At 48.9% G+C, this 270-nt stretch carries 1 rRNA gene; it reads right to left on the reverse strand.

The features are described from left to right. Position 1: 1 nt before the first annotated feature. Positions 2 to 270, reverse strand: a 23S ribosomal RNA gene (locus GJ700_RS34800); the annotation flags it as partial.

Below are 270 nucleotides of genomic sequence, written 5' to 3' on the forward strand. Positions count from 1 at the left end.
TACGAGTATTTAGCCTTGGAGGATGGTCCCCCCATGTTCAGACAGGATTTCTCGTGTCCCGCCCTACTTGTCGTACGCTTAGTACCACTGAACTGATTTCGTGTAAGGGGCTATCACCCTCTATGGCGCTTATTTCCAGAAGCTTCCACTATCAGCTCAACTATCACGTACAGGCTCTTCCCATTTCGCTCGCCACTACTTTGGGAATCTCGGTTGATTTCTTTTCCTGCAGCTACTTAGATGTTTCAGTTCGCCGCGTTCGCTTCGTTA

It is taken from the genome of Pseudoduganella rivuli, assembly GCF_009674485.1.
GTDB lineage: Bacteria > Pseudomonadota > Gammaproteobacteria > Burkholderiales > Burkholderiaceae_D > Rugamonas > Rugamonas rivuli_B.